Annotated in this window: 15 protein-coding genes and 2 pseudogenes; 6 read left to right on the top strand and 11 right to left on the bottom strand. The window is 62.7% G+C overall.

The window, feature by feature from the left end:
• Positions 1–71: 71 nt before the first annotated feature.
• From M1B34_RS08375 to M1B34_RS08350, 6 genes are all read right to left on the bottom strand, one after another.
• Entirely contained in the window at positions 72–1,400 is a 1,329-nt protein-coding gene (locus M1B34_RS08375; protein WP_268264845.1) for an OprD family porin, read from the bottom strand.
• Between the two features lie 161 nt (positions 1,401–1,561).
• Positions 1,562–1,786, bottom strand: a complete 225-nt coding sequence (locus M1B34_RS08370; protein WP_123337706.1) for a hypothetical protein — start codon at positions 1,784–1,786, stop codon at positions 1,562–1,564.
• Between the two features lie 216 nt (positions 1,787–2,002).
• Complete coding sequence (locus tag M1B34_RS08365; RefSeq protein WP_268261284.1) at positions 2,003–3,367, bottom strand: heavy metal sensor histidine kinase; 1,365 nt, start codon at positions 3,365–3,367, stop codon at positions 2,003–2,005.
• Positions 3,357–4,034 (bottom strand): heavy metal response regulator transcription factor, encoded by a 678-nt coding sequence (locus tag M1B34_RS08360; protein ID WP_123337702.1) that lies wholly within the window; start codon positions 4,032–4,034, stop codon positions 3,357–3,359. The genes M1B34_RS08365 and M1B34_RS08360 overlap by 11 nt, the downstream gene beginning before the upstream one ends.
• Before the next feature lie 8 nt (positions 4,035–4,042).
• On the bottom strand, positions 4,043–7,138 hold the full coding sequence (locus tag M1B34_RS08355; protein WP_268264844.1) for a multidrug efflux RND transporter permease subunit: 3,096 nt from the start codon (positions 7,136–7,138) through the stop codon (positions 4,043–4,045).
• The gene (locus tag M1B34_RS08350; protein ID WP_268264843.1) at positions 7,135–8,295 is read right to left on the bottom strand and encodes an efflux RND transporter periplasmic adaptor subunit; all 1,161 of its coding nucleotides are present in this window, start codon (positions 8,293–8,295) and stop codon (positions 7,135–7,137) included. The genes M1B34_RS08355 and M1B34_RS08350 overlap by 4 nt, the downstream gene beginning before the upstream one ends.
• A gap of 223 nt (positions 8,296–8,518) precedes the next feature.
• On the opposite strand from M1B34_RS08350, the gene M1B34_RS08345 reads away from it, so the two are divergent.
• The 3 genes and pseudogenes from M1B34_RS08345 (at position 8,519) to M1B34_RS08340 (ending at position 10,507) form a co-directional block, all read left to right on the top strand.
• Complete coding sequence (locus tag M1B34_RS08345) at positions 8,519–8,770, top strand: hypothetical protein (protein WP_123337696.1); 252 nt, start codon at positions 8,519–8,521, stop codon at positions 8,768–8,770.
• A gap of 156 nt (positions 8,771–8,926) precedes the next feature.
• Positions 8,927–9,208, top strand: a pseudogene (locus M1B34_RS34010) (PAS domain-containing protein); the annotation flags it as partial.
• Positions 9,209–9,451: 243 nt separating this feature from the next.
• The gene (locus tag M1B34_RS08340; protein ID WP_425273502.1) at positions 9,452–10,507 is read left to right on the top strand and encodes a methyl-accepting chemotaxis protein; all 1,056 of its coding nucleotides are present in this window, start codon (positions 9,452–9,454) and stop codon (positions 10,505–10,507) included.
• Between the two features lie 37 nt (positions 10,508–10,544).
• Here M1B34_RS08340 and M1B34_RS08335 read toward each other — a convergent pair whose 3' ends face one another.
• The 5 genes from M1B34_RS08335 to norR form a co-directional block, all read right to left on the bottom strand.
• Entirely contained in the window at positions 10,545–11,294 is a 750-nt protein-coding gene (locus M1B34_RS08335; protein ID WP_123337692.1) for a YkgJ family cysteine cluster protein, read from the bottom strand.
• Positions 11,295–11,386: 92 nt separating this feature from the next.
• A complete protein-coding gene (locus M1B34_RS08330; RefSeq protein WP_123337690.1) occupies positions 11,387–11,713 on the bottom strand; it encodes a hypothetical protein in 327 nt (108 codons plus the stop codon).
• Positions 11,714–11,769: 56 nt separating this feature from the next.
• Positions 11,770–12,252 (bottom strand): GNAT family N-acetyltransferase, encoded by a 483-nt coding sequence (locus M1B34_RS08325; protein WP_268264841.1) that lies wholly within the window; start codon positions 12,250–12,252, stop codon positions 11,770–11,772.
• A 3-nt stretch (positions 12,253–12,255) separates the two neighbouring features.
• A complete protein-coding gene (locus M1B34_RS08320; RefSeq protein ID WP_123337686.1) occupies positions 12,256–13,158 on the bottom strand; it encodes a chemotaxis protein CheV in 903 nt (300 codons plus the stop codon).
• Positions 13,159–13,283: 125 nt separating this feature from the next.
• A complete protein-coding gene (gene norR / locus M1B34_RS08315) occupies positions 13,284–14,843 on the bottom strand; it encodes a nitric oxide reductase transcriptional regulator NorR (RefSeq protein WP_268264840.1) in 1,560 nt (519 codons plus the stop codon).
• 156 nt (positions 14,844–14,999) lie between these two features.
• Here norR and hmpA point away from each other — a divergent pair.
• From hmpA to cyoA, 3 genes and pseudogenes are all read left to right on the top strand, one after another.
• Positions 15,000–16,180, top strand: a pseudogene (gene hmpA / locus M1B34_RS08310) (NO-inducible flavohemoprotein).
• Between the two features lie 263 nt (positions 16,181–16,443).
• The gene (locus M1B34_RS08305) at positions 16,444–16,953 is read left to right on the top strand and encodes a disulfide bond formation protein B (RefSeq protein ID WP_123337680.1); all 510 of its coding nucleotides are present in this window, start codon (positions 16,444–16,446) and stop codon (positions 16,951–16,953) included.
• 794 nt (positions 16,954–17,747) lie between these two features.
• Positions 17,748–18,689, top strand: a complete 942-nt coding sequence (cyoA, locus tag M1B34_RS08300; protein WP_123337678.1) for a ubiquinol oxidase subunit II — start codon at positions 17,748–17,750, stop codon at positions 18,687–18,689.
• Positions 18,690–18,691 lie beyond the last annotated feature (2 nt).

The following is an 18,691-nucleotide window of genomic DNA, read 5'->3' as shown; positions in this document are numbered from 1 at the left end:
CTGCGGCGCATGTATAAATCCCAGGCACAAAAAAGGCCAGCAAAACGTGCTGGCCTTTTACTTCGCTGAGCTTAGAACAGGTTGAGCGGGTAATCGACGATCAGGCGATATTCATCCGTGTCGTTGTCCAGGGCGGCATAACCGCCGCTGCCGTGATGGGTCGCCCACTGCAGGCGCAGGGCCAGGTCTTTGGCTTCGCCGCCTTGCACCACGTATTGCAGGTCCAGGTCGCGCTCCCAATGCCGGGCATGCTTGCCCTCTGCGCTGTACCAGCTGGCGTAGCCACGGCTCTGCGGATCAACCCGGGTCAAGTCCAGTTCGCCACGGGAGTAGGACAGGGCCGACGTCAGCCCAGGCACGCCCAGGCCGACGAAATCGTATGCGTACTTGAGCTTCCAGGAGCGTTCATGGGGGCCGTTGAAGTCCGAGTATTGCTGGGAGTTGTCCAGGTACACGCTGTCGCCCTGGGCGATGTAGTCGAAGGGCGTGTCACCGTTGACCCGCTGATAGGCGGCCGTGACGCTGTGGTGACCCACACCAACCGTCAGGTGCAGGCTGTAGGTGGTGTTGTCGATATCGCCCAGCAACGCCTGGCCGGTGTCCTGGGTGTGGTAGAGGTGCAGGCCGGGGTTGATGACCAGTTCGTTCAGCGCGTAGCGGTAGTCGAGGTCGTAGTAGTACTGGTTCCAGATGTCTTTGAGCTCTGAGGCATACAGGCTGCTGGTCCACCCGGGAACGCCGCTCCAGGCCGCGCCGGCCCAGTTCAGGTGTCGGCTTTTGTCGCCGTCACCCAGGGTTCCGTAACTGCTGCCGATGCGCACGTGGCCGCTCTGGTTATAGGGTTTGGTGAAGCTGGCCTGGCCGCCTTCGAGCAGCCAGCCATCGAAGCTGTGGTTGCTCAGACTCACGCCGCGAAAGGTCTGGGGCAGCATGCGAGTCTGGCCGCCGGCGATCACCGGGTTGTTGAGGAACAAGTCGCCGATTTTGAGCTCGGTGTCGAAGGCCCGGACTTTCAAGGTTGCGCCCGCCGTAGAGAACGACCCCGGTGCTTTGCCGCTGCCGTCGCTGACCGGCAGGATGCTCGAACTGTCGGTGCCGCCACCGCCATCGAGCTTGAGGCCGAGCATGGCATTGGCGTCCAGGCCGAACCCCACGCTGCCCGGGGTGTAGCCCGATTCGAATACCCCAAGGAATCCTTGGCCCCATTCGATGTTGTCGTCGTTGTGCTGTTGTCGGTTGCGATTCATGTAGTAGTTGCGGGCATTGAGCTTGAGGCTCGAACCCTCGACGAATCCCTCGGCCGTGCTGTCGTCCGCTGCGTGGGCGGTACACGCCATCGTTGCAGTCAATGCAATGAACAGGGGGGTGAGTGTTCGTGTTGCCTTTATCGCTGCCTTCATCGTATCGGGGCTCCTTGGGTCAATGGCGGCGTTTTTTATTCTGCACCGTCGCCAGTTTTCTACAGGGCAAAAAAAAGCCGCTGCAAGCAGCGGCTTTAAGACAATGCTCGCCCTGGTTGAACGCGGCGGCCTTGTCGAGGGAAACGTTCTAACGGGCTGCCTCAGCTGTCTTTCCGGGTGTCGGCCTGGTTGTGTTCGGCCGTGATTTTCTGGGCACTTTCACCTGTTTTCTGGCGGGTTGCCTGGGCCACCTGAGCGTCCTGGAACGCTGCGTCGCGTGCCGCATTGCGGGCCACGAAAGCCTGGGACTCTTCGGCCATGGCCAGGGGGCTGAGGAACAGGGAAGACAGGATAAAAGCGCTGGCGATACCCATGCTGTTTGACATCGTTGGCAGACCTTCTTGCGGAGCAAGTTCAATTCGGTGTGGCAAAAATATAGCGCCGCGCCTCGAGGAAAAAGAGCTCAAGCGTAAAAGGACTATTACCAAATAAACAAAAGTGGACGCTGGCTTGTCAGCGATAGCGGTAACGCGGTTTGCAGCTGAGGGGCTGGCGTGATCGTCGGCAAGCCGGCTCCCACAGAGTCAACGTCAGAGCCAGCATCAGAGGGGGAGGTGGAGGCCGAAGGTGTTGATGCCTTGCTCGCTGCGCACAAACACCTCGCCACCGTGCATCAGGGCAATGGCCTTGACGATGGCCAGGCCCAGGCCATGGTTGGCGCCGCTGTTGCGGCGTGAGGCATCGACTCGATAGAAACGCTCGAACAGCCGCGGCAAGTGTTCGCTGGCGATGCCCAGGCCGGGGTTGCTCACGGCAATCGCCACGTGTTGTTCGTGGCGCTGGATACGCACTTGGATCACCTGCCCGGGTTCGGTGTGTTGCACCGCGTTGCTCAGCAGATTGATCAGTGCCCTGCGCAAGTGGGCGATCTCGATGGGCACCTGGGCATCGCCTTCGACTTCTACCCGGACCTGGGCGTCTTCCAGGATGAAATCCAGGTAGTCCAGGGTCGTCGCCACTTCCCCGGCCAGGGAGGTGCTGGTCAGGTGGGTGGCCTTGCTGCCTTGGTCGGCGCTGGCCAGGAACAGCATGTCGTTGATGATCGAGCGTAGGCGCTCCAGCTCTTCGAGGTTGGATTGCAGTACTTCAAAGTAATGTTCTGCCGAGCGCCCGCGGGTCAGCGCGACTTGGGTCTGGCCGATCAGGTTGGTCAGGGGCGAGCGCAATTCATGGGCCACATCGGCATTGAAGGATTCCAGCCGCGAATAGGCCTGTTCCACCCGCTCCAGGGTGGAGTTGAACGAGTTGACGAACTGGCTCAGCTCCGGCGGCAGTGGCGACAACTGCAAGCGCCCGGACAGCCGTGGCGGCGCCAGGCGCTGGGCTTCCTGGGACAGCTTGATCAAGGGTTTGAGGCCGATCCGCGCCACCCAGTAGCCCAGGGCCGAGGCCAGCAACACGCCGACGATGGCCAGGCCGATCAGGGCTATCAGCAACTGATGCTGGGTCTGGTAGAAGGTCTCGGTGTCGATGGCGATCAAAAAGCGCAGGGCCGGGCGCTGTTCCTTGGCCGGCAGTTGGCTGACCAGCACTTTCAGTGGGTAGGGATGCTCGGCCAGGGTCAGGTCGTGCATGCCCGCAGGGCCCTCGGCCAGGTCGCGGATCTGCCGGTCAGGGTTGCCGTATTCATAGGCGGGGTCGCCGCTGACCGCCCAGAAGCGGATCCGTTTGTCTTCTTCGCTGAGCAGCTTGAGCTTGGCGTTGATCTTTGCCCAGTGCTCGGGCGTGCCGTAACGGGTCAGCGCCGACTCCAGCACGCTGTAACGGGCGTCCAGTTCGGCTTCGGGCAACAGGCCCAGGCCCTTGTCCACCTGCTGATAGAGCGCACCGCCGATCAACAGGAAGATCAGCAGCGCCACCAGGGTGAACAGGCCGCTCAGGCGCAGGGCGATGGAGTTACTGGGCACTTCGGCTCTCCAGCACATAGCCCATGCCTCGGATGGTGTGCAGCAGTTTTTCTTCAAAAGGCCCGTCGAGCTTGGCCCGCAGGCGCTTGATCGCGACTTCGACGACATTAGCGTCGCTGTCGAAATTGATGTCCCAGACCATTTCGGCGATGGCGGTCTTGGAGAGGATTTCGCCCTGGCGGCGGGCCAGCACGCTGAGCAGGGAGAACTCTTTGGCGGTCAGGTCGAGGCGGCTGCCGGCGCGGCTGGCCTTGCGGCTGATCAGGTCGATCCACAGGTCGGCGATGCTGATTTGCACCGGCTCGTGGCCACCGCTGCGCCGTGTCAGGGCTTGCAGCCGGGCCACCAGTTCAAGGAAGGAAAACGGCTTGCCTAGGTAATCGTCGGCACCGTCACGCAAGCCCTTGATGCGGTCCTCCACACGCTCGCGGGCGGTGAGCATGATCACCGGCGTCTGCTTGCGCGCGCGCAGGGCCCGCAACACACCAAAGCCGTCGAGGCCCGGCAGCATCACGTCGAGCACGATCACCCCGTAGTCGTTTTCCAGGGCCAGGTGCAGGCCCTCCAGCCCATCCCGGGCCAGGTCCACGGTGTAGCCCTGTTCCGTCAGGCCGCGGTGCAGGTAGTCTGCGGTTTTTTCTTCGTCTTCGATAATCAGAACGCGCATGACCCGCCTCAGGTAGTGGTCGCCAGCACCGGGGCTGGTTTGGGCCGGTGGAATAGTCGCTCGAGCCACAAGTATATGACCGGCGTGGTGAACAGCGTCAGGGCCTGGCTCACCAGCAAGCCGCCGACCACCGCAATGCCCAGGGGTTGGCGCAGCTCGGCGCCGGCGCCGTAGCCGAGCATCAGCGGCAGGGCGCCGAGCAAGGCGGCCAGGGTGGTCATGATGATCGGGCGAAAGCGCGTGATACAGGCCTGGTAGATCGCGTCCTGTGGCGACAGACCGCGCTGGCGCTGGGCTTCCAGGGCGAAGTCGATCATCAGGATGCCGTTCTTCTTGACGATGCCGATCAGCAGCACCAGGCCGATCAGGGCCATGATCGAGAAGTCCTGGCCGAGCAGCCAGAGCATCATCAGCGCGCCGAGCCCGGCCGAGGGCAGGGTCGAGATAATGGTCAGCGGGTGCACGAAGCTCTCATAGAGCACCCCGAGAATGATGTACACCGCCACCAGCGCCGCGAGAATCAGCCAGGGCTGGCTGGCCAGGGAACTTTGGAACGCCTGGGCCGCGCCCTGGAAGTTGCCGCTGATGGCCGCCGGCATGCCGATCTCGTTCTTGGCCTGGTTGAGCAGGATCACTGCGTCCCCCAGGGCCACGCCAGGTGCCAGGTTGAAGGACAGGTTGGCCGCCGGGAACATGCCGTCATGGGCGATGGACAGTGGGCCGATGGTGGGCGCATCGAAGCGCGCCAGGGCCGACAGCGGCACCATTTCCCCGGTCAGCGGCGAGCGCAGGTAGAAGTAGTTGAGGCTTTCCGCCTTGCCGCGCTGGCGGGTGTCGAGTTCCAGGATGACGTTGTACTGGTTGATCTCGGTCTGGAATTCGTTGATCTGCCGTTGGCCGAAGGCGTCGTACAGGGCCTCGTCGACATCACTGGCGGTGAGCCCGAAGCGCGCCGCAGCGACACGGTCGATGTCGATGTGGGTGATGCTGCCGCCCAGTTGCAGGTCATTGGAAATATCGCGGAACGCCGGGTTGCTGCGCAGCTTTTCTGTCAGGCGCTGGGTCCAGGTGCTGAGCGTCGGGCCGTCGTTGCTCTTGAGCACATATTGGTACTGGGCCCGGCTTGGCCCGGAGCTGAGGTTGATGTCCTGGCCGGCCCGCAGGTACAGGACGATGCCGGGTATCTTCATTAGTTTCGGGCGGATGCGGTCGATGAACCCGGCGGCCGAAACGTCGCGGTCGCCCCGTTGTTTCAGGGCGATCCAGAAGCGGCCGTTGGCGATGGTCTGGTTGTTGCCCGACACCCCGACCGAATGGGAGAAGGCCTGCACCGCCGGGTCGGTGGCGAGTATCTCGGCCAGCGCCTTGTGCTTTTTCACCATGTCCGGGTAGGAAATGTCGGCGGCGGCTTCCGTGGTGCCGAGGACGAAGCCGGTGTCTTGCACCGGGAAGAAGCCCTTGGGAATGAAGATGTAGCCGATCACCGCCATGCCCAGGGTCAGGCCGAACACCCCCAGCATCAGTTTCTGGTGGGCCAGGGCCCGGCGCAGGCCGCGCTCGTAGAGCGCCAGCAGGCGTTCACCGAAGCCCGGCTTGGCGTGTTCCGGGTGCACCGGTGCGCGCATGAACAGCGCCGCCAGGGTCGGGGCCAGGGTCAGGGACACCACTACGGAAATCATGATGGTGCTGGTGGCGGTCAGGGCGAACTCCTTGAATAGCCGCCCGACCACCCCGCCCATGAACAGCAGGGGGATAAAGGCGGCGATCAGGGAGAAGCTGATGGAGACCACGGTAAAGCCGATCTCGCTGGCGCCCTTGATGGCCGCCTCGCGCATGCCGTCACCGGCCTCCAGGTGACGGTGGATGTTTTCAACCACCACGATGGCGTCGTCCACCACAAACCCCACTGCGACCACGATGGCCACCAGCGTCAGGTTGTTCAGGCTGAACCCCAGCAGGTACATCAGGGCAAAGCTGGCGATCAGCGACACCCCGAGCACCGCCGAGACAATCAGGGTCGCCGACCACTGGCGCAGGAACAACGCCATCACCGCCACCACCAGCAGCACGGCGATCAACAGGGTGATCTCCACTTCATGCAGCGACGCGCGGATGGTCTGGGTGCGGTCGATCAGCACCTGGACCTGCACTGACGCCGGCAACATGGCCTCCAACCCGGGCAGGGCGGCGTGGATACGATCCACGGTCTCGACGATGTTGGCCCCCGGCTGGCGCGAGATCACCAGGTTGACCCCCGGCTGATCGCCGGACCAGGCCTGGATGTAATCGTTTTCCGGGCCGCTGACCACCTGCGCCACGTCCCTCAGGTGCACAGGGGCGCCGTTCTTGTAGGAAACGATCAACTGGCCGTATTCGTCGGGATGGAACAACTGATCGTTGGTCGACAGGGTGGAAATGCTCGACGCGCCATACAGCGCGCCCTTGGCCAGGTTGAGGCTGGTTTGCTGGATGGCCAGGCGGATGTCAGCCAGGGTCAGGCCGATGGCCGCCAATTGGTCAGCCGAAGCCTGGACCCGGATGGCCGGGCGCTGCTGGCCGGTGATGTTGATCTGGCCGACCCCATCGATCTGGCTGATCTGCCGGGCCAGTAGGGTTTCTGCGTAGTCGCTGAGTTCGGTGCCGGGCATTTGCGTGGAACTGACGCTGAGGATCAGCACTGGGCTGTCCGCCGGGTTGACCTTGCGCCAGGTGGGCAGGGTCGGCATGTCCTTGGGCAGTTTGCCGGCGGCGGTGTTGATCGCTGCCTGAACCTCCTGGGCCGCAGTGTCGATGCTTTTGTCCAGGGTGAACTGCAGGGTCAGCAGGGATGTGCCCAAGGCGCTGCTGGAAGTCATCTGGGTCATGCCGGGGATGGCGCTGAACTGCACTTCCAGCGGCGTTGCCACCGATGACGCCATGGTGTCCGGGCTGGCGCCGGGCAGGGCGGCAGACACTTGGATGGTGGGGAATTCGGCTTCCGGCAAGGGCGCGACCGGCAACCTCGGGAAGGCAATCAACCCCAGCAGCACCAGGGCAAAGGTCAAGAGCACGGTGGCGGCCGGATGGTCGATGCACCAGGCCGATACCGAACCGTGCCCCTTCATGGCTGCGGCTCCACGGCCACCGCTTGCGGCGGCTCGCTGAGCACCTGGACCTGGGCGCCGGGCTTGAGCCGCGACTGGCCATCGCTGACCAGCACGTCATTGGCTTGCACACCCTTGATGATGTTCAGCTCACTGTCCTGGTACACCAGCTGCACCGTCACGGCCTCCACCTGGTCGCCCTTGATACGGTAGACAAAAGGCTGCTCCAGCCCTCGCTGCACCACCCCGGGCGGCACGGTCAGGGCGCTCGGGTCCACGGCGGTCTGGATCTTCACCGTGACCAGTTGCCCGGGCCAGAGCGCCTGCTGGGCGTTGTCGAATTCGGCTTTGGCGCGGATGGTGCCGGTGCTGGTATTGATCTGGTTGTCGATCAGGGTCAGGTGGCCATCCCCCAGCAACTGGCCGGTATCGGCCTGGGTGTCGGCCCCGATGTAGGCCTTGACCGCCGCCGGCTCAGGCGCCCGAATCAGCCCTTGCAGGGTCGGCAGCATCTGCTGGGGCAGGGAGAACTCCACGGCGATGGGGTCGATCTGGGTCACCGTGAACAGCCCCTGGGTATCGCTGGTGCGCAGGAAGTTTCCTTCATCCACGGTGCGAATGCCCACCCGGCCGCTGACGGGCGAGCGAATCTGCGTGTAGGAAAGCTGTACCTGGGCGGCGTCGATGGCGGCCTGGTTGCCCTGGGCCGTGGCCTTGAGCTGGTTGACCAGCGCTTGTTGCTGGTCGTAGGTCTGCTTCGACACGCCGTCGTCCACGGACAGCAACTTGTAGCGTTTGAGGTTGATCAGGGCCACTTGCAGTTGCGCTTGGTTTTCCGCCAGTTGCGCCCGGGTCTGGTCCAGGTTGGCGCGGATCGAACGATCATCAATGGTTGCCAACAGATCACCGACCTTGACCCGTTGCCCCTCCTTGACCAGCACCTTGGTGAGGATGCCGTCCACCTGCGGGCGAATCACCACGCTGTGCAGCGACAACACCGAGCCGATACCCGTGGTGTAGCGCGGCACGTCGCGCTGCTGCACAGCCACCACCCGCACGGGGATCGCAGTCGGGGCGGCCAGTTTGGCCTTGGCCGGTTTGTTCAGCAGCCACAGGCCGGCGGCCAGCATCACGGCGAGCACGCCGACGATCACGACTGTTCTTGAGGAGGTTCGCATGGGAGTAGAGCGCCGGGGGCAATTGAAGTCGGGGAACGGCCAATAGCAATGGCTCATTTATAGCGTGTTAACCCGGTCAGCAACGTGACGGCTACCTGTCAGCGCTGTCAGCAAAGGCAGCCAATGCATGGGCGCAGGTTAAAGATCCGCAGCGCACAGGTATACTGCCGCCTTCTGTGGCCTGTTCCTTGGCCCGGTTCTTCTTTATCTCCCCGGAGCTTCCATGAATTCCCCTGTACAACCGCCAGTGGACGACGCCCTGAGCGCTGATCCGGTTGCCGAGACCAGCGAACACCCAGCCGAGGCTGAGGGCGGTGCCGCCATCCCGGCCTTCAAGTTTCCGTTCAATCCGTCGGCGTTCGCCCAGGCGAAAAACGCCCAGCAGCCTTGGTACAAGAACGGCGCGACCAACGGCCATACCAAGACACCAGGGGCTGCACCACCCGGCACCCGTCGCTCCATGGGCAAGCGCTAACGCTTGCAGGTGATGAGCATTGGCGCATGTTTGCCGAAGTTCCCGGCAATGATGGCTAATTGCTTTAACCCTGAGCTGGATCAGTATTTGTGGAATCAGTGCGCTTAGAGTCAGCAGCCCTGCCGAGACTCTTCCAATAATACGAGCGCGCTTTCCATGAAGATCAATCTCCCGGTAACGGGGCGAAATGTGGATTTTGCCCCTGATGCGAACATTCTCTCGACCACCGATCTGACCAGCGCGATCACCTACGCCAATCCCGATTTCATCAGGATCAGCGGCTACAGCCGGGAAGAGCTGCTGGGCTCGCCGCACCATCTGTTACGCCATCCAGACATGCCGTCTGCGGCTTTTGCCCACATGTGGCGAACCCTCAAGAGTGGGCGCTCATGGATGGGGCTGGTGAAAAACCGCTGCAAGAATGGCGACCATTATTGGGTCAGCGCTTATGTCACCCCGGTCACCCGGGACGGTGTGGCGGTGGAGTACCAGTCGGTGCGCACCAAACCCACGACCCGGCAGATAGCCGCAGCGGAACAGGCCTACGCGCGCCTGCTCAAGCCTGGGCCACGTTGGCGCCGGCTGCCATCTGTATCCCTGTCGCTCAAGCTTTGGGGCTGGGTGAGCCTGGCGTTCGTTGGTTCCCAAGGGCTGGCGACGGCGCTGCTGCCAGGGTCGGCCCTGGCGACGGTGTTGGCGGTGGGGCTCGGCAGCGCGCTCAGTGCCTTGGGCGTCGTGCTGCTGTTGCGGCCCCTCAAGCGCCTGACTGAGCGGGCCTTGGACATTGCCGACAACCCCTTGAGCCAAAGGCTTTATACCGGGCGTGGGGATAGCGTTGGGCAGATTGAATTCGCGCTGCACATGCTGGAAGCCCAGGTCGGTGCCGTGGTCGGCCGTATCGGCGATGCGTCCCAGCGCCTGGCCGGGCACGCCGCGCAATTGGTCGAGCACCTGCAGCACAGCCACCGCAGCACCTTGGAGCAACAGGCAGAAGCCGACCAGGTGGCCGCCGCCATCCAGCAAATGGCCGCCAGTGTGGCTGAAGTCGCCAGCCACGCCCAGCAAGCCTCGCGCACCGCCGACCAGGCTGAAAATGAAACCCGCGAAGGCCATCAGTTGGTGGGCGAAAGCCGCAGCGCTGCGCAGTACCTGGCGGGGGAGTTGGCCCGTGCCACCGAAGTGATCCATCAACTGGAAAGCCACAGCGCGGATATTTCCGGGGTGCTGGAGGTGATTCGCAGCATCGCCGAGCAAACCAACTTACTGGCGCTGAATGCGGCGATCGAGGCAGCCCGGGCTGGTGAGCAGGGCCGTGGTTTCGCGGTGGTGGCCGATGAAGTGCGCGGCCTGGCCCGGCGTACCCAGGAATCGACCCAGGAAATCCAGCGCATGATCAGCACCCTGCAAAACGGCGCGCGGGACGCGGTGCAGGTCATGCAGCAGAGCAGCGAGCATGCGCAGAACAGTGTGGATCAGGCCCAACGTGCGGCCGCGGCCCTGGACGGCATCAGCCTGCGGGTCAACCAGATCACTGAAATGAGCCTGCAAATCGCCTCGGCGGTGGAGCAACAGAGTGCGGTCAGTGAGGACATCAACCGCAACATCATCGGCATTCGCCAGGCCTGCGACGTGACGGTCAGTGCCGGGCAGCAGAGCCACATCAACTCAGGCGATGTGGCTGGGCTGGCGGGAGACCTGCGGCAACTGGCCCAGGAGTTCTGGCACAAGCGCGGCTAGGCCGATCATCGGCCGGCCGTCACTGGCTGCCCGGAACTCAGGCCGCGCGCAGGGAAATGAAGGTGTAGTCCAGCGCGGCGTCCAGGGTCACTTCGGCCCCGGCCGCCAGGACCTGTTCGGCAACGTCCGTACCGGAAACATGGAAGCGCCAGGCGTGGCGGCTTTCCGGCAAGGCTTGGGTCTTGACCTGGTCGATGGCCATGGCCAGCGCCTGCATGTTGGGCAGGTAGGCGGTAAACCCGTCGCCCTTGAGCGCCGTGGTCCGAATACCCAGTGCGGCGCAGATCGCTTCCTTGAACGGGATGTCGTCACGGTCGGCCTGGCGCGAGCGTTGGATCAACTCGGCCAGGGGCTGGTCCACCAACTGGTCGGCGAGGATCAACAGCGGGCCCTGTTCCCAGGATTCGGGCGGGCATTCCTTGGCATCAGGCTTGAGGGGGATGTGGGGATTGATTTCCATCGGGTAGATGCGGCACACCAAGGGCCGTCGCTCGTAGATGCGGCACAGGTTTTCTTCGTCAAGATTCCGGCAGCGCCCCGGGTTGAAGGCGGCAAAGGTGATGGCCACATAGGCTTGGGCCTGGCCGCTGGGCACCATACAGGAACGGCGCTGGGCGTGTTCGCGCTGTTCCACCGGCAGCCCCAGGCCATTGCCCAGGAACCCTTCCACCAGGACGATCACCTGGCCGCCGTCAGTCGCCCAGTCCCGGGCTTCCGTGAGGGTCAGGGGAACGTGATGGTCGGTGCAGCACTTGCCGCAGCCGACGCAGGAAAACTGTGTATTCATTGAGCGAAAAGCCGTGATCGGAAAGCCATAGGCGCGCCGGGATTACAGCGGTCGACGCGAGAAGAGCAGTGTCGAAGCAAGTTGTGCGCCAGTCAGCGGGCTTTCAGGGTGGGGGCAATGCTGTCCCACTCGCTGACATGGGCGGTCTTGCTGGCTTTGTGATAGAGGCACAGCTCGATGCCTTTCTGGCCCTTCATGTGTTTTTGCGGGTACTGACCCTGTAGTAGCAGGGCGCTGTAGCCCACCTTGTCGTCGAATTGCGCGGCACGGCCGCTGGGTTGGGGATTTTTCAGGCCGCTGGCCTTGAGGCAACTGGCGATGACCGCCTTGTCATATTGGGCCCAGGCATCGCTGCTGGAGGCGTGTGCCAGCGGGCTCAGAAGGCAGGAGCAGGCGAGGGCGGCGAGGAGGTTTTTCATGTGGGTGCTTCCCGGGGTTCCCTTGGATGCCGGGCAGTATGCCTCAACGACGCAGGTTACCGCGGGATCGGTTCACGCCGTACCAAGCGCATGCCGACGCTGGCATACAGGTGCCGGGCAGGCTGGTTGTCTTCCCTCACCTTGAGGTCGACCCAGCCTTCGCGACGCTGTTGGAAGACCTGGAACACGTGCTGCAGCAAGGCTCGCCCCAAGCCCTGGCGGCGGGCTCGCGGGTGTACCACCAAGTCCTTGAGGTAGGCGCTGGTCCAGCACTGGGCAACGGCCACCGGCCCTTGGGCGTCGACCGCGACAAAGCACAGCGCCGGATCGTATTCGGCGTCCTGTTCCAGTTGTTGGCGCCAGGTGTCTAGCGCGGGCATGTCGCCACCGGCCTCTTCCTGGCCGAGTACCAGCAGTTGGTGCACGGCCGCGGCCTGGTGCGGCTGGTAGGGCTGGAGCTGGATACCCGCCGGCCAATCGGGGGCGGGCAGTACCGGGGCCAGGTCGCACCGCAGCAGCAGGCAGTAGTCCTCGGCCAAGGTTCAGGCGCTCTGGGTCTCGATGGTTTTGGCCGCCTCAATCAGGCAGCGGGTCAGCTCCGGCGACGAGAACTTGGTGAGTACCGCGTTGGCCCCGGCAAGTCGTGCCTTCTCGCTGTTCATGGCGCTGTCCAGGGAGGTGTGCAGCAACACGTAGAGGTGGGCGAAATCCGGGGTCTCGCGCAGGGTGCGGGTCAGGGCGTAGCCGTCCATTTCCGACATCTCGATGTCCGAGACGATCAGGTTGATCTCGTTGGCCGTGCCTTGCAGTTCCAGCAGGCACTCGATGGCTTCCCTTGCGCTGCGGGCAGTGTGGCATTGCAGGCCGAGGTTGCGCAGGGTGTGCACCGATTGCGCCAGCGCCACCTGGCTGTCATCCACCACCAGAATGCGCGCGTTGCCCAGGGCCTCGGCGTCTTCCATGTTCAGCTCAGTGGGGGCCATTTCGATCTGTGCCGGGGCGATCACGTGGATCACTTTCTCGATATCCAGCACCTGCACCAGGGTGCCGTCGACCTGGGTCACGCCAGTGATGTAGGACTTGACGCCGCCGGAACCGAACGGCGGTGGACGAATATCGGTGGTCAGGCAGTGGACGATCTTGCTCACCGCCTGCACATGCAAACCCTGCTTGGAACGGCTGACGTCGGTGACGATCAGGCAGCCACCGTCCGGGTCTTCCAGAGGGCGTTCGCCAATCGCTCGGCTCAGGTCGATGACCGACAGTGAGGCACCACGCAGCGTGGCGATGCCTTTTACATGGGGGTGGGACTCCGGCAGCTTGGTCAGCGGCGGGCAGGGGATGATTTCACTGACTTTCAGCAGGTTGATCGCCATCAGCTTGCCGCTGCGCAAGGTAAACAGCAGAAGCGATAGAGAGTCTGCGCGGGCTTTGTTGGAGGACATAAAAACCTTCTTGGGAAAAATTGGTGTGTGGCTCGACCCACGGACAACCATTGATAACGGGTTATCGACGTATTCAGGGCTGGCTTTAGCGCCGAGCCGGCTTTCTGTCGTCTTGCAGTGCCTGTTTACCGGCGCAGGCCCAGGCGCTTGGCCAGGCGGCTGAGGTTGGCCCTGTCCAAGCCTAGCTCACGGGCCGTGCTGGCCCAGTTGTGTTGGTGCCGTTCAAGACAGGCATTGATCAGGTGGCGTTGATAGTCGTCAGTGGCCTGGCGCAGGTCACCAGGGAAGGGGGCTGCGCTGGCGGCTTCAAACTGGAGGGCCGGTGTCGCGGAGTCTTGCTCGCTGATGTGGGGCAGGTCCAGGTCCTTGGCATCCAGGCTGAGGATCTTCGGTCGCTCTCGGCAATTGCCTAGGGCTTTGAGGGCGCTGCGGCCAATCAGGTGTTCCAGTTCGCGTACGTTCCCCGGCCAGTCATAGGCCAGCAGTGCCGCTTGCGCGTCCGCGCTCAGGCGCAGGCTGCCCAGGCCCATGCGCGATCGGTTCTGTTCGAGGAAATAGCCGCTGAGCAGTAACACATCGCGCCCGCGTTCGCGCAGGGCCGGGACCCGTAGCGGGTAGACGCTGAGGCGGTGGTAGAAGTCGGCGCGGTAACGGCCGCTGCGCACTTCTTCGGCCAGGTCGCGGTTGGTGGCAGCAATCAGGCGCACGTCCACTTGATGTTCCTTGTCCGAGCCCAGGCGCTGTAGCTGGCCGCTTTGCAGGACCCGCAGCAACTTGGCCTGGACCGTCAGCGACAGCTCGCCCACCTCATCGAGAAACAGGGTGCCGCCATTGGCCAGTTCGAATTTGCCGCGACGGTCGGCGGTGGCGCCGGTAAAGGCACCGCGGACATGGCCGAAGAGTTCGCTTTCCACCAGGGTGTCGGGCAGGGCCGCGCAGTTGAGGCTGATGATGGGGCGGCTGGCACGGTTCGACGCGGCGTGAATGGCTTGGGCCACCAGCTCCTTGCCGACCCCGGTTTCACCGGTGATCAACACCGTCAGCTCGCTGCCGCCCACCAGTTGGATTTCTTCCAGCAAGCGTTTGTGGGCCTTGCTCTGGCCGATCATCTCGCGGTTCTGGCCGCTGGCCTGGCGATAGACTTCGGCCCGCTGGTGTTCATCTTCGGCACGCAGGGCCAGGCGTTCAATGCGTTCGGCGACGTTGACCGTCGCCGCGGCCAGGCTGGCGAAGGCTTGCAGGGCGTCCAGTTCAATGGGTTCGAAACGCTGCGGGTCCAGGGCATCCAGGGTCAGCAGGCCCCAGGGGCGCTCGTCGATAAACAGCGGGCAGCCCATGCAGTCGTGGACTTCCAGGTGCTCGGTGAGCCCTTCCACTAAGCCGTCATAGGGGTCGGGCAGGGGGCTGTCGCTGGCAAAACGGATAGGGCCTGGGCTGCTTAGCAGTGCGGCAAAGCGCGGGTGCTCGTTGACCTTGAAGCGCCGGCCCAGGGTATCGGTGCTCAAGCCGTCCACCGCCAGGGGGACCAGGCAGTCGCCGTCGAGGCGCAGCAGCGCGGCGGCGTCGCAGGGCAGCAGGGCGCGCATGGCTTCCAGCAGGCGCCGGTAGCGTTCGCCTTCCGGCAGCTCGCGGGACAGGTCGGCCACCAGGGGCAGCAGGGTCGTGAGCAACGATTTTGCAGTCATAAAGACTCCTATTGGTCGTTTTGACTATAAAGCGTCTGTGGTCTTAATGACTATGTATTTTATAAGTATATGATTTATATGTGTTTTTTAAGTGGCATGAAATCTGATTAGAGCAAGGCAACCTGCTAGATACCTAAAAGCCCAGGAGTTGTCCTTATGCTTAGCGTCCAAGATCGCGCCATTATCAAATCCACGGTTCCCCTGCTGGAAAGCGGCGGTGAAGCCTTGATCACCCACTTCTACCGGATGATGCTCAGCGAGTATCCGCAGGTGCGGCCCCTGTTCAACCAGGCGCACCAGGCCAGCGGCGACCAGCCCCGGGCCCTGGCCAATGGGGTGCTGATGTACGCCCGGCACATCAACCAGTTGGATCAACTGGGCGACCTGGTGGCGAAAATCATCAACAAGCATGTGGCCCTGCAGATCCTGCCGGAACACTACCCGATTGTCGGCAGTTGCCTGCTGCGGGCCATCTCTGAAGTGCTGGGCGACGAGATTGCCACCCCCGAGGTGATGCAGGCCTGGGGCGCGGCCTACCAGCAGTTGGCGGATATCCTGATCGGTGCCGAGTCGGCCATTTACGAGCAGAAGGCCAGTGCCCCCGGTGGATGGCGCGGGGCTCGGCCCTTCACCCTGGTCAAACGGGTGGAAGAAAGCGCGGAAATCACGTCGTTCTACTTCGAACCTGCGGACAAAGGCCCGATCCTGGTGGCAGAGCCGGGGCAATACATCGGCTTGCAGCTGTTCCTGGGCGGTGAGGAAATCCGCCGCAACTACTCGCTCTCGGCCCTCTCCGACGCCGGCCAGTACCGTATCAGCGTCAAGCGCGAAGCCGGTGGCCGCGCCTCCAACTACCTGCATGACCAGTTAAAGGTCGGCGCCGAGATCCAGTTGTTCCCGCCAGCAGGGGAATTCACCCTGGCTGCCGGCGACAAGCCGCTGGTGCTGATTAGCGGCGGCGTGGGTATCACCCCGACCCTGCCGATGCTCGAAGCGGCCCTGGCCAGCCAGCGCCCGGTGCACTTTATCCACTGCGCGCGCAACGGCGGGGTGCATGCGTTTCGTGAGTGGGTGGATGGGCTTGCCGCCCGTCATCCCCAGCTCAAGCGCTTCTACTGTTACGCCGAGGACGACGGCGTCAGCCCGGCGGCGACCAACTGGGCCTGCTGAGCCAGGAGCAACTGGCGCAATGGCTGCCCCAGCAGCGTGACCTGGACGCCTACTTCCTGGGCCCTAAAGGCTTTATGGCGGCGATCAAGGGGCATCTCAAAGCCCTGGGCGTGCCGGAGCGGCAGAGCCGTTACGAGTTCTTCGGCCCGGCCGCCGCCCTGGAGTAACCGAGCGCCTGGCGCTGCCGTGCCGCTTGCGCACGGGGCGACCAGCGCCGGCCAGCCCGCTCCTGCCAGGACGCGGGCTGGCCTGAGAGGCGGCCAGCATTAATCCCTCCTTAACCTGTCTAGCGTTAATTCCTCCGATGCTGTTTGCGGGCAGGTGCTCAAAGCCCCTGGCCAGCGTGTAGACTTCCCGGCAAACAGGCCTATCGAAGACCCTCTCGGCGGCGGCGCGCTGCGGCCGAACCATAGACAAGAAAGGAATTGGGATGAGTGACGACACACTGCGTTTGGGACGCGAGCGGCGTTTCCTGGTGCTGCTGGGCGTGATCTGCCTGGCGCTGATCGGCGGCGCACTGTACATGCAGGTGGTGTTGGGCGAGGCGCCTTGCCCGCTGTGCATTCTGCAGCGTTATGCATTGCTGCTGATCGCCCTGTTCGCCTTTATCGGCGCGGCCATGAGAACCCGACGTAGCCTCACGATCCTCGAAACCCTGGTGGTCCTCAGTGCCATCGCTGGGGCTGCGGTGGCGGGGCATCACGTCTACACCCAGTTCTACCCGGCGGTGAGTTGCGGCATCGATGTGCTGCAGCCGATTGTCGACAGCCTGCCCCTGGCCACGATCTTCCCCCTGGGCTTTCAGGTAGACGGCTTCTGCTCCACGCCTTACCCGCCAGTGCTTGGTTTGTCCCTGGCGCAGTGGGCGCTGGTGGCCTTTGTCCTGACGGTGGTACTGGTACCGCTGGGGGTTGTCCGCAATCGCAAGAAAACCGCCTGAGCGTTCCGTAAAAGCCTTGGGCCCCACAGTGGGCGCCGAGGCTTTTTTTTGCCTTCGGCGCGCAGGTCTAGGGGTCGTGATTCAGGGCAAACAAAGGCGGCTAAAAAGTGCGACATGTTGTCACACGCAGGGTGTCGCAGTGGGTGGCTCAAGTGAGGCTTCAGGGCGCGTTTCGAGACGATGTGAACCCCGGGTGCCTGTCAGTTTGTGCAGCCGGGTGAGGGGGGCGATAAGCGTAGCCTGCTATCGAAGTAACCGGCTTAAACCCTCATTTTACAAGGGGTGGCGCCATGCCATGGGGTTGCTCAGAGTATTCTCGGGGCGGCTCGGATAAATGCTTTGAAGGTCGTTTTAGGGCTTTTTGTTGCGAATGAAAATCGCTATTATCCGAGCCTTTCGTAACAGTCGTCAGGCATTGTTGCGCCATTCGATAAGATTTATTTCGGGATGAGACATGGTTTATGAAACGCGACATATCTACAATCGCCCGCACTAAATCCCGGCGCTGCTCATCCCGTGAGCATACGAGGGTGGTCTCGGGGCGAAGAATGCTCGATTGAGGCCCCAGGTGTCGGCACCTTCCAAACTTCCGCACCAAATGGAATTGGTCTGTAACAAGGCCTTTGACCACGAATTCGAATAAGAACTCACTGCTGGCCCAGGATTTGTCGTTGAGCGATTAACGCGATGGGCAGGCCCTTATTCAATCGAAGAGAAATGCCAACCCTTGGCAGGGTGAAGTGTTGGCGATCAAAACCCAACTGCATTGCGCAAGCTGCTTTAGAGGTCGTGAGATGAGTAAAAACAGGTACACCCGATTACTAGGCTTATTGCCTCTGGCCGGCATGCTGTTGCTGCTGGGAGGTTGCAAGTGGACCTTGCTCGATCCAAAGGGCCAGGTCGGTCTGGATCAACGCAACCTGATCATCACTGCCACCTTGCTGATGCTGTTGGTTGTGGTTCCGGTGATCGTGATGACCTTCGCGTTCGCCTGGAAGTATCGTGCGTCCAACACCAACGCCACCTACGCGCCTAAGTGGTCGCACTCCACCAAGATCGAAATTGCGGTCTGGCTGGTTCCGGTGCTGATCATCATTGCCCTGGGTTACATCACCTACAAGTCGACCCACGCCCTGGACCCTTACCGTCCGCTGGATTCCGACGTCAAGCCGGTCACCATTGAAGTGGTCGCGCTGGACTGGAAGTGGCTGTTCATCTATCCCGAGCAAGGGATCGCCACGGTCAACAAGATCGTGTTCCCGGCCAACACGCCAATCAATTTCAAAGTCACTTCCGACGCCGTGATGAACTCGTTCTTCATCCCGGGCCTGGGTGGCCAGATCTACGCGATGGCGGGCATGCAGACCAAGCTGCACCTGATTGCCAACCAGAACGCCGAGCTTGATGGTATCTCCGCCAACTACAGTGGCGCGGGCTTTACCGGCATGAAATTCAAAGCAATCGCCACCACCCAGGAAGAGTTTGACGCCTGGGTAAAAGAAGCCAAGAGCTCACCAAAACAGCTTGAAAAAGCTGAATACGAAGCCCTTGCCAAGCCAAGCCAGAACAACCCTGTAGAGCTGTACTCCTCGTACGCGCCGGACCTGTTTCAGAAAATCATCGATAAGTATGAAGGGATGAAACCAGGCACGCCGGTCAAGCACGAGAAGAAAGAAGTGGCTGCTGTGGAAGGGACGGACGCAAATTCGCATTCAGCTGCCGGGGCAGAGGAGTAAAC

The organism is Pseudomonas morbosilactucae (assembly GCF_023241715.1).
Classification (GTDB): Bacteria; Pseudomonadota; Gammaproteobacteria; order Pseudomonadales; family Pseudomonadaceae; genus Aquipseudomonas; species Aquipseudomonas morbosilactucae.
Note: the sequence above shows the minus strand (reverse complement) of the source record. Positions and strands in the feature narration are given on the sequence as shown.

Excerpts from the sequence above, each read along its gene's own strand:
- M1B34_RS08375 (WP_268264845.1), bottom strand. The coding sequence starts at position 1,400 with ATGAAGGCAGCGATAAAGGCAACACGAACACTCACCCCCCTGTTCATT.
- M1B34_RS08370 (WP_123337706.1), bottom strand. The coding sequence starts at position 1,786 with ATGTCAAACAGCATGGGTATCGCCAGCGCTTTTATCCTGTCTTCCCTG.
- M1B34_RS08360 (WP_123337702.1), bottom strand. The coding sequence starts at position 4,034 with ATGCGCGTTCTGATTATCGAAGACGAAGAAAAAACCGCAGACTACCTG.
- M1B34_RS08355 (WP_268264844.1), bottom strand. The coding sequence starts at position 7,138 with ATGAAGGGGCACGGTTCGGTATCGGCCTGGTGCATCGACCATCCGGCC.
- M1B34_RS08350 (WP_268264843.1), bottom strand. The coding sequence starts at position 8,295 with ATGCGAACCTCCTCAAGAACAGTCGTGATCGTCGGCGTGCTCGCCGTG.
- M1B34_RS08345 (WP_123337696.1), top strand. The coding sequence starts at position 8,519 with ATGAATTCCCCTGTACAACCGCCAGTGGACGACGCCCTGAGCGCTGAT.
- M1B34_RS08335 (WP_123337692.1), bottom strand. The coding sequence starts at position 11,294 with ATGAATACACAGTTTTCCTGCGTCGGCTGCGGCAAGTGCTGCACCGAC.
- M1B34_RS08330 (WP_123337690.1), bottom strand. The coding sequence starts at position 11,713 with ATGAAAAACCTCCTCGCCGCCCTCGCCTGCTCCTGCCTTCTGAGCCCG.
- M1B34_RS08320 (WP_123337686.1), bottom strand. The coding sequence starts at position 13,158 with ATGTCCTCCAACAAAGCCCGCGCAGACTCTCTATCGCTTCTGCTGTTT.
- norR (WP_268264840.1), bottom strand. The coding sequence starts at position 14,843 with ATGACTGCAAAATCGTTGCTCACGACCCTGCTGCCCCTGGTGGCCGAC.
- M1B34_RS08305 (WP_123337680.1), top strand. The coding sequence starts at position 16,444 with ATGAGTGACGACACACTGCGTTTGGGACGCGAGCGGCGTTTCCTGGTG.
- cyoA (WP_123337678.1), top strand. The coding sequence starts at position 17,748 with ATGAGTAAAAACAGGTACACCCGATTACTAGGCTTATTGCCTCTGGCC.